The sequence below is a fragment of the Streptomyces sp. 15-116A genome (assembly GCF_025290915.1).
GTDB lineage: Bacteria > Actinomycetota > Actinomycetes > Streptomycetales > Streptomycetaceae > Streptomyces.
This window is the reverse complement of record NZ_JAOCQE010000285.1, coordinates 1-7,674: the sequence shown is the minus strand read 5'-3', so window position 1 is coordinate 7,674 and position 7,674 is coordinate 1. Positions and strand designations below refer to the sequence as shown.

General features: G+C 70.7%; 8 protein-coding genes and 2 pseudogenes. 6 read left to right on the top strand and 4 right to left on the bottom strand.

Translation table 11 applies throughout. The features are described 5' to 3' along the window. Positions 1-116: 116 nt before the first annotated feature. A complete protein-coding gene (dapD, locus tag N4P33_RS29780) occupies positions 117-1,106 on the top strand; it encodes a 2,3,4,5-tetrahydropyridine-2,6-dicarboxylate N-succinyltransferase (RefSeq protein WP_260830052.1) in 990 nt (329 codons plus the stop codon). A 224-nt stretch (positions 1,107-1,330) separates the two neighbouring features. On the opposite strand, the gene N4P33_RS29775 is transcribed toward dapD, so the two are convergent. Further along, positions 1,331-1,630, bottom strand: a complete 300-nt coding sequence (locus N4P33_RS29775; RefSeq protein WP_260830051.1) for a hypothetical protein — start codon at positions 1,628-1,630, stop codon at positions 1,331-1,333. Between the two features lie 496 nt (positions 1,631-2,126). Here N4P33_RS29775 and N4P33_RS29770 point away from each other — a divergent pair, with 496 nt between their 5' ends. The 3 genes from N4P33_RS29770 to N4P33_RS29755 all read left to right on the top strand — a co-directional run bounded on the left by N4P33_RS29770 (position 2,127) and on the right by N4P33_RS29755 (position 3,667). Continuing rightward, positions 2,127-2,378, top strand: a complete 252-nt coding sequence (locus tag N4P33_RS29770) for a phosphohydrolase (RefSeq protein WP_260830050.1) — start codon at positions 2,127-2,129, stop codon at positions 2,376-2,378. A 68-nt stretch (positions 2,379-2,446) separates the two neighbouring features. Continuing rightward, on the top strand, positions 2,447-2,839 hold the full coding sequence (locus tag N4P33_RS29765) for a hypothetical protein (protein WP_260830049.1): 393 nt from the start codon (positions 2,447-2,449) through the stop codon (positions 2,837-2,839). 615 nt (positions 2,840-3,454) lie between these two features. Then, a complete protein-coding gene (locus N4P33_RS29755) occupies positions 3,455-3,667 on the top strand; it encodes a hypothetical protein (protein WP_260830048.1) in 213 nt (70 codons plus the stop codon). A 63-nt stretch (positions 3,668-3,730) separates the two neighbouring features. Here N4P33_RS29755 and dapA read toward each other — a convergent pair whose 3' ends face one another. Next, entirely contained in the window at positions 3,731-4,621 is an 891-nt protein-coding gene (gene dapA, locus N4P33_RS29750; protein ID WP_260830047.1) for a 4-hydroxy-tetrahydrodipicolinate synthase, read from the bottom strand. 132 nt (positions 4,622-4,753) lie between these two features. On the opposite strand from dapA, the gene N4P33_RS29745 reads away from it, so the two are divergent. Next, positions 4,754-5,170, top strand: a complete 417-nt coding sequence (locus N4P33_RS29745) for a phage holin family protein (protein WP_260830046.1) — start codon at positions 4,754-4,756, stop codon at positions 5,168-5,170. Further along, positions 5,167-5,380: pseudogene (locus N4P33_RS29740) on the top strand (DUF3618 domain-containing protein); the annotation flags it as partial. The gene N4P33_RS29745 and the pseudogene N4P33_RS29740, both read left to right, overlap by 4 nt. Before the next feature lie 55 nt (positions 5,381-5,435). Here the strand turns inward: N4P33_RS29740 and N4P33_RS29735 are convergent. After that, positions 5,436-5,963 (bottom strand): annotated as a pseudogene (locus N4P33_RS29735) (ABC transporter ATP-binding protein); the annotation flags it as partial. A 101-nt stretch (positions 5,964-6,064) separates the two neighbouring features. Then, a partial coding sequence (locus N4P33_RS29730) for an ABC transporter ATP-binding protein/permease (protein WP_260830045.1) occupies positions 6,065-7,674 on the bottom strand: 1,610 nt, incomplete at its 5' end.

Sequence of the window (7,674 nt, the reverse complement as noted above, 5' to 3'; positions counted from 1 at the left end):
CGGGGGCGGGCGGCGGGGCGTACCGCCCGGCACGTGAGACGGGGCGTACCGCCCGGCACGTGAGACAGGGCGGCGCCGGTTCGCACGCTCGGGTGGCGTCACGTTAGGTTGCCCTCATGACCGACACGACTGCTCAGAGCACCACCGGCGCAGTGGCCGCCGGCCTCGCCACCATCGCCGCCGACGGCACCGTTCTCGACACCTGGTTCCCCGCGCCCGAGCTGGTCGCGGAGCCCGGGCCCTCCGGCACCGAGCGGCTGTCCGCCGAGCGTGCCGCGGAACTGCTCGGCGGTGGCGCCACCGCGGCGATCGGCCCGGACGCCCGCCGCGGCGTCGAGGTCGTGGCGGTCCGCACGGTCATCTCCTCCCTCGACGAGAAGCCGGTCGACGCCCACGACGTCTACCTGCGCCTGCACCTGCTCTCCCACCGCCTGGTCAAGCCGCACGGCCAGAGCCTGGACGGCATCTTCGGCCACCTCGCCAACGTCGCCTGGACCTCCCTCGGCCCGGTCGCCGTGGACGACGTCGAGAAGGTCCGGCTGAACGCCCGCGCCGAGGGTCTGCACCTCCAGGTGACCTCGATCGACAAGTTCCCGCGCATGACGGACTACGTGGCCCCGAAGGGCGTCCGCATCGCCGACGCCGACCGGGTCCGCCTGGGCGCGCACCTCGCCGAGGGCACGACGGTCATGCACGAGGGCTTCGTCAACTTCAACGCCGGCACGCTCGGCACGTCCATGGTCGAGGGCCGCATCTCCGCGGGCGTCGTGGTGGGCGACGGCTCGGACATCGGCGGCGGCGCGTCGACGATGGGCACGCTGTCCGGCGGCGGCAACGTCATCATCTCCATCGGCGAGCGCTGCCTGATCGGCGCCGAGGCGGGCGTCGGCATCGCGCTCGGCGACGAGTGCGTCGTCGAGGCGGGCCTGTACATCACCGCAGGCACGCGCGTCACGATGCCCGACGGCGAGATCGTCAAGGCCCGCGAACTCTCCGGCGCCTCGAACATCCTCTTCCGCCGCAACTCGGTCACCGGCACGGTGGAGGCCCGGCCGAACAACGCGGTGTGGGGCGGGCTGAACGAGGTCCTGCACAGCCACAACTGACCACCGGCGGCCGTGACCTGCGGCCGCCTTATCGATCAACGCCGTGACCTGCTGCTGAGCTGTCGGTAGCTGTCGACGTTGGTCAACGCTGAGCGCCCTTCCACGGCCCTAGGACGGCCCGGGAGGGCGCTTGTGTGTTAAGGACACGCTGATGAGTGCGGGAGGGCGGAGCAGCGCATGTCACTGCACTCGCGGGAAATGTGCTCAGGCGGGGAGCTGTGGCTTCAGTATCTCAAGCGGGCCTTGTCCCCGTCGATTCGCAAGAAGAAGCGGTCGATCGGCTCACCCCCAGCAACCGGCACGAGAACGAGTCCAAGATCAAGGATCGGCTTGAGTGCCGCTGCCGTGCGACTCCCATCGGGGTCCGGCCCTCGCACCTCGGCCCAAGCCTCGAAGAGCGGCCGGACCGGTTCCCAACCTGGGCCGGGGCTGAAGTCGCACAGGTACGCGGGCATATCGACTTCGTAGACAGTCAGCGTGCCGACCAGCTGATCGTCGCGCATGAGGCGCCACGTGCCGCTCATAGTCCCCTCCCCTGCCGAGTGATGCGCGCACTGTACCGCGCGGTCGGCGGAGCGACTTTGGCGCGAGTGATCATGGCCCCGTAAGCTTCCGGCGCGTCGGGCAGTCTGTTGACCTGCCCGTTTGCAGCACGACGTTGGGGCCATGATCTGCGAGGCTCGCGCCCAAGTGGCTGGCTGGAGTCGCAGAGCCGACCGCCCCAGCTACAGCGGGTTTCTCCCTCGTCCGCCCGCAGCTCGCAGCTCGCAGCGCGCCCGCGCCGTGCGCGGGCCTTGATGAAGTGGGGAGACTCTCACCGCGCCATGATCCGAAGCGGTCCGCGCTCGGCTGTCAGCGGTCTGGTGGCTTCGGCTACCGTGCGAGGTATGCCCTCTGGACTGGACACGCCCCAAGCCGTGGCTGAACTGGCCGAGTCGCTTCTGCATCCGTTCGGGAACCGCTGGCTGCACACTCAGGCCGTGGCGGCTCGTGCGGCTCGTCGCCCATCACTCCGGGGCCGTGTACGAAGCCGAACAGCGGGGGCACACCGATGAGTTGGCCGTGTACGAGCTGGAGGACTCGTCCGTCCCGGACGCCCTGATCTACGCTGGCATGACGACCGGTCCGGCTGGACAGTCCTTCGACTTTGACCGCCGTATCGACGAGATCTTGGAGTGGTATGAGCCGGACAGCGAGGTGCACAACGCGATCAGCAAGGCGCGGCCCTACCTCGGCGCAGCGGTCAAGCGGGTCGTAGCTCGTTCGGGCTGAAGCTCGGTGGGTCTCATGGCTGGCAGGCGATCTACCGCAGACGTGTTGAGTGTTCTACGGTCCTTCGCATGGGTGGCCTGGGGGACTTCTTAAAGAAGCGTTGGGGTGTGGTGATCCTCCTGCTGGGGATCTTGGCGTGGGCTTCGGACGTCATTGGGCCAGGGATCTTCATCCTTGTAGCCGCCTTGGCTGTCCTGTACTTCCTCTTCCAAGCGCCGCTCAGGTGCATCGCCATGGGACGGCAAGGAAGGTGCCGAAACAACGCTCAGGGTCTGCTACGCGGGTGCTGGATTCGCGAGCACAAGTGGCAAGGCCTGAAGGCGCTGCGTGGAGCGGGAGGCAATGCGCAAGGGCCCCACGCAGCGCTCATGCAGGACCGCCAGCAGATGAGCGCAACTCTAGGCGTCGCCGTTGGCGTCATCTCGGCGATCGTCGCGTGCGCGGACTTCATCTTCAAGTGACTGCTCGACTTGAGCAGCGCGAGCTACCCAAGGTATGGCTCGGACCGTTCTTCGAATGCGTGGTCGATCCGCATCCGCGTCGACGGGTGGATGTTGGTGCGCAGCTCACCGCCGACGATGCGTAGAGACCGATCAGGCCGGGCACCTCGATGTCGAAGCCGGTCACTTCCTTCGTCTCGCGTACGGCACCGGGTGCCGACTCGCCGGCACGGACTGAATGGTCTCGCCTTTCGCCGAAATCGCGGCGCACAGACGCTCGTTCGTGTGGCGACCGGCTCTCACGGCCGCCGGCGTTTCCTTCGGACGCGAGAACGGCATGCACGCCCTTCGTCACTTCTGTGCGTCCGTGCTCCTGGACACGCACCTCATGCCGAACAGCGAGGTCCGCACCCGGGCCGCCGTCGATCGGGTCTTCCGGAACCCGGAGAGCACCGAGGACGGGCCCGAAACGGTCCACGGGGCGAGCTGACCTCCTGACCTGAATGACTATCAGAACAGCCATAACTGATCCCCGTACGGGTTACCCGGCGTGACCTTGTGGTGGGTTGGTGCGATGAACAGGTGGGCGCAGAGTCCGATGAGACGTCGAGCCGACTTGAGTGAGGGGTTTGGGTGATGAGGTACGCGTGGGTGCGGGGTGTGGCCGGTGTGGTGGCGGCGGGGGTGGTGTGCTGGCTGCCTGGTGGGGTTGCGTACGCCGATGAGTACAACACGCAGGCGCACAACGGGCCACGGATCGGGCTGGTCAATGCCGGGCAGATCGATGATCCGATGGAGGACGTGCTGGAGCATGTGCTGTTGATCGGGGACGGGTACGTCTGGAGTTGAGCGGCCGGGAGTGGCGGGTCCGGGTCGGGGGTTTTTCCCGGCCCGGATTCTTGGTTTGTGTGCTCAGGTCGTGGTCGCTTCTTCGTATGCCGTTCGTAGGGTGGTCAGCGTTTCGGCCGATGCCGGTCTCAGTGGGGGGCGGGCCGGGCCTGCGGGGAGGTTCAGGGCGGTGAGGAGGGTCTTGGCGGTGACCGTGCCGGGGAGGCCCGTTGACATCATTGCCTCGATCAGTGGCGTTGCCTGTTGCTGGAGGCGGGCCGACTTCGTCGTTTCTCCCGCGTCGAACGCGTCCAGGACTGCGCGTAGGTGACGGGGGATCACGTTGGCGACCGTGCTGATGTAGCCGGTGGCTCCTACGGCGTACAGGGCCAGGTTGTGTTCGTCGCTGCCCGCGTAGTACGCGAGGTCCGTGCGGGCCATGACCTTCTGGGCGGCCAGGAAGTCGTACGAGCAGTCCTTGACCGATGTGATGCGGGGGTGTTCGGCGAGGCGGATCAGGGTGTCGGGCTCGATGCGGACGCCGGTGCGGGCCGGGATGTCATAGAGGGTCAGGGGCAGGTCCGTGGCGTCCGCGATGGCCAGGAAGTGGGCCTCGATCGCGTCCTGCGGGGGTCTGCTGTAGTACGGGGCTACCACCAGGAGGCCGTCCGCGCCTGCCTTCTCGGCGGCGCGTGCGAGTTCGATGGTGTGGCTCGTGTCGGGGGTGCCTACGCCGGCGATGATGCGGGCCCGGGTGCCGATCGCTTCGCGGACCGCCGTGATCAGGGCCGCCTTCTCCTCGTCCGTGGTGGTGGGGGACTCGCCCGTCGTGCCGGAAAGGACCAGTCCGTCGCAGCCCTCGGTGACGAGGTGGTCGGCCAGGTGCTGGGCGCCGGGGAGGTCGAGGGCGCCGGTGGGGGTGAAGGGGGTGATCATGGCGCAGAGGGTGCGGGGGCGTGGGCGTCGTGTCGTCATGGTTGTAGTGTCGGCTTCTCCGTAGTGAAGTTCTACTTACAGTTTCTGGCCGGTATTGGTAAGCGTTGCTTTGAGGTGTGGCGGTGGGGCGGTGGGGGTACTCGGGTGCTCCCGACCGAGAGGAGGCATGCCGTGACCGGGACCATCGACCAACGGCCGGTACGCGATGAGCACAACGTGGGTCAGCTCGTGAGCCAGGCCGCCGAACAGCTCTCGCGGCTGGTACGGCAGGAAGTCGCCCTCGCCAAGGAGGAGCTGGCCGAGAAGGGGCGCCGGGCCGGGCGAGGCGGCGGGATGCTGGGGGCGGCGGGTGCGTTCGCGTATGCCGGGCTGCTCGCGGCGGCCGGTACCGGGGCGGCGGCGCTGTCGCTGGTCCTGCCGGTGTGGGCGGCGGCGCTGATCGTCACCGCGCTGTTGTTCGTGATCGCGGGCGTGCTGGCCATGGCCGGGCGCGGGCAGCTGCGGCGGGCCACGCCGCCGAAGCCGGAGCAGGCGCTGGGCAGTGTGAAGGCGGATGTCGAGGAGATCAAGGGAAGGGCGCATCGATGACGACTCGGGACGCTGGGGCCGGGCGGGGAGCCAAGGGGCCGGACGAGCTGCGGCAGCAGATCGAGCAGACGCGGCATGATCTCGGCGACACCGTGGAGCAACTGGCCGGGAAAATGGACGTCAAGGGGCGGGCGAAGGCTCGGGCGGACGACCTGCGGGACAAGGCCGGGGCGGTGGGGGTGCAGCTGCGGAGCAGTGCGGCGCAGGCGCCGAAGGCCAGCAGCTCGCGCAGTCCGTCGACGGTCTCCACCGTGTCGGCCGACAGCCTCGCCGTGGCGGTCCGGGTGCGGCCGCCGCGTACCGCGCGTCCGCGCGCGTCGGCGAAGGGCGCTACGGCCAGCAGGGCCGCCACCGGGAGTGCGGCGGCCAGCAGCCAGGGTTCCACCACGGCGAGGACCAGGGAGCCGCCGGTGAGGATCGTTCCCGAGGCGAGCAGTTGGGCGGTGGTGTGGGCGTAGAAGAACTCCAGCGCCTCCACGTCGGCCATGGCGGTGGCGGCGAGGTCGCCGCTGCGCCGGCCCGCGATGCGGGCGGGCGCGCTGCGGGCGAGTCCGTCGAAGACGCGCACCCGCAGGACGGCCAGCACCCGGTAGGCCAGGTCGTGCGAGAGGTCCATCTCCCGCCAGGTCGTCAGGGCGCGGACGAGCACCAGGGCGACGAGCGCGGTGACGGTGGCGGCCGAGGGGGCTCGCCCCTCGATGACGGCGGTTCCCACGGTGTGCGCGGCCAGGGTCACCAGCGCGACGAGGGAGCCCTGTTCGAGGAGGGCGGCGGCGCAGGTGCGGGCCGTCATGGCGCGGTGGGCGGCGAGGGCGGGCAGGAGGGCCCGCAGTGCGCCTCGCGCGGGTATGTCCGCGTCGGATGTCGTGGTCGTCGAGGTGGCGGTGGCGGTGCTCATGCGGCGAGTTCTCCTCCGTGGGCGCGGCCGGCGTCGACGAGCCGCGTGTAGACGCCGCCGGCCTCGACCAGTCCGGCGTGCTCGCCGACGGCGTCCACCCGTCCCTGGTCGAGGACGACGATGCGGTCGGCGTGCCGGACGGCGGCCAGCCGGTGGGCGACGACCAGGACGGTCCGGCCGCTCGCGGCGTTCATCAGTTCCCGGAGGATGTCCGCTTCGCGGCGTTCGTCGACCGCGCTGGTGGCCTCGTCGAGGACCAGCACCGGGGCGTCGGCGAGCAGGGCACGCGCGAGGGCGAGGCGCTGGCGCTGGCCGCCCGAGAGAGTGGCGCCGCGCTCGCCGAGGACGGTGGCGTAGCCGTCGGGCAGGGCGGCTATCTCGTCATGGACCCCGGCGACGCGCGCCGCCCGGGTCAGGTCGTCGTCCGTGGCGCCGGGCCGGGCCAGGCGCAGATTGTCGGCGATGGTGGCGTGGAAGAGGTACGTCTCCTGCGAGACGACGGCGATGCCGCGCCGCAGCGAGTCGAGCGTGTACTCGGTCGTGGGGCGCCCGTCGAGCGTGATCTCGCCCTCCTGCGGGTCGTGGTGGCGCAGAAGCAGGGCCAGCAGCGTGGACTTGCCCGCGCCGGAAGGGCCGACGATCGCCGTGGTCCGTCCCGCCGGCGCGGTGAAGGAGACGCCGTCGAGGGCGGGCGAGGCGGGCGCCGGTGAGCCGGCGTAGGCGAACCGGACGTCGTCGAAGCGCACTTCGGGCGGGGTCGTCCAGTGGGCGGGAGCCGCTCCGGTGTCCGGGACGGCCGGCTCGGCCGTGCGCAGGGCCGCGAGACCGTCCGCGGCCGACGCCCCCAGGTATCCGGCGTGCCATTCGCGGGCCAGGTCGCGGACCGGCCGGAAGCCCTCGGACGCCAGCAGCAGTACCAGATAGGTGCCGGTCGCCGTGGTGGATCCGGTGACCGACGACCAGCACGCCAGGAGCGCGGCGGCGACGGTGCCGCCCTGGATGGCCAGGTCGGTGAGGGCGGTGTCGACCAGGGACACCCGCAGTTTGGCGACGGTCGCCCGGTGCAGCGCGGCGGACCGCTCCTCCAGGCGGGCGCGGGTGCGCCCGACGGCGCCGGCGGCACGGAGGGCGGGCATGCCCTGGAGTGCCTCCAGGTAGTCGGCACCCAGCCCTTCGTAGGTGTCCCAGTGCTCCTTGCCGCGGGCGGCCAGCAGCCGGTCCCAGGCGCGTGGCCCGGCGAGGGCCAGCAGCAGGGCGGGGACCAGGCCGAGGAGGGCCCACGGTTCGACCACGGCCAGAGCCGCCAGTACCAGGGGCGGCACGGTGAGGGTGACCAGGAGCTGGGGCAGGTAGCGGGAGACGTAGGCGTCGACGCCCTCCACCCCGTCCACGAGGGTGGTACGGACCGCGCCGGCTCGGGCGGTGGTCAGGTGGGCGGGCCCCAACCGGCCCAGGTGGGCGAGGAGTTCGTCCCGCAGGGCGACCCGGACTCGGGCCCCGGCACGGGTGGCGGTGCGCCGCTGCCACAGGGCGAGCCCGGCGCGGGCGACGACGACGGCGAGCACCGCGGCCAGCAGCCACGGAAGGTCGCCGGTGTCACCGCGGG

Excerpts from the sequence above, each read along its gene's own strand:
- dapD (WP_260830052.1), top strand. The coding sequence starts at position 117 with ATGACCGACACGACTGCTCAGAGCACCACCGGCGCAGTGGCCGCCGGC.
- N4P33_RS29775 (WP_260830051.1), bottom strand. The coding sequence starts at position 1,630 with ATGAGCGGCACGTGGCGCCTCATGCGCGACGATCAGCTGGTCGGCACG.
- N4P33_RS29765 (WP_260830049.1), top strand. The coding sequence starts at position 2,447 with ATGGGTGGCCTGGGGGACTTCTTAAAGAAGCGTTGGGGTGTGGTGATC.
- N4P33_RS29755 (WP_260830048.1), top strand. The coding sequence starts at position 3,455 with ATGAGGTACGCGTGGGTGCGGGGTGTGGCCGGTGTGGTGGCGGCGGGG.
- dapA (WP_260830047.1), bottom strand. The coding sequence starts at position 4,621 with ATGACGACACGACGCCCACGCCCCCGCACCCTCTGCGCCATGATCACC.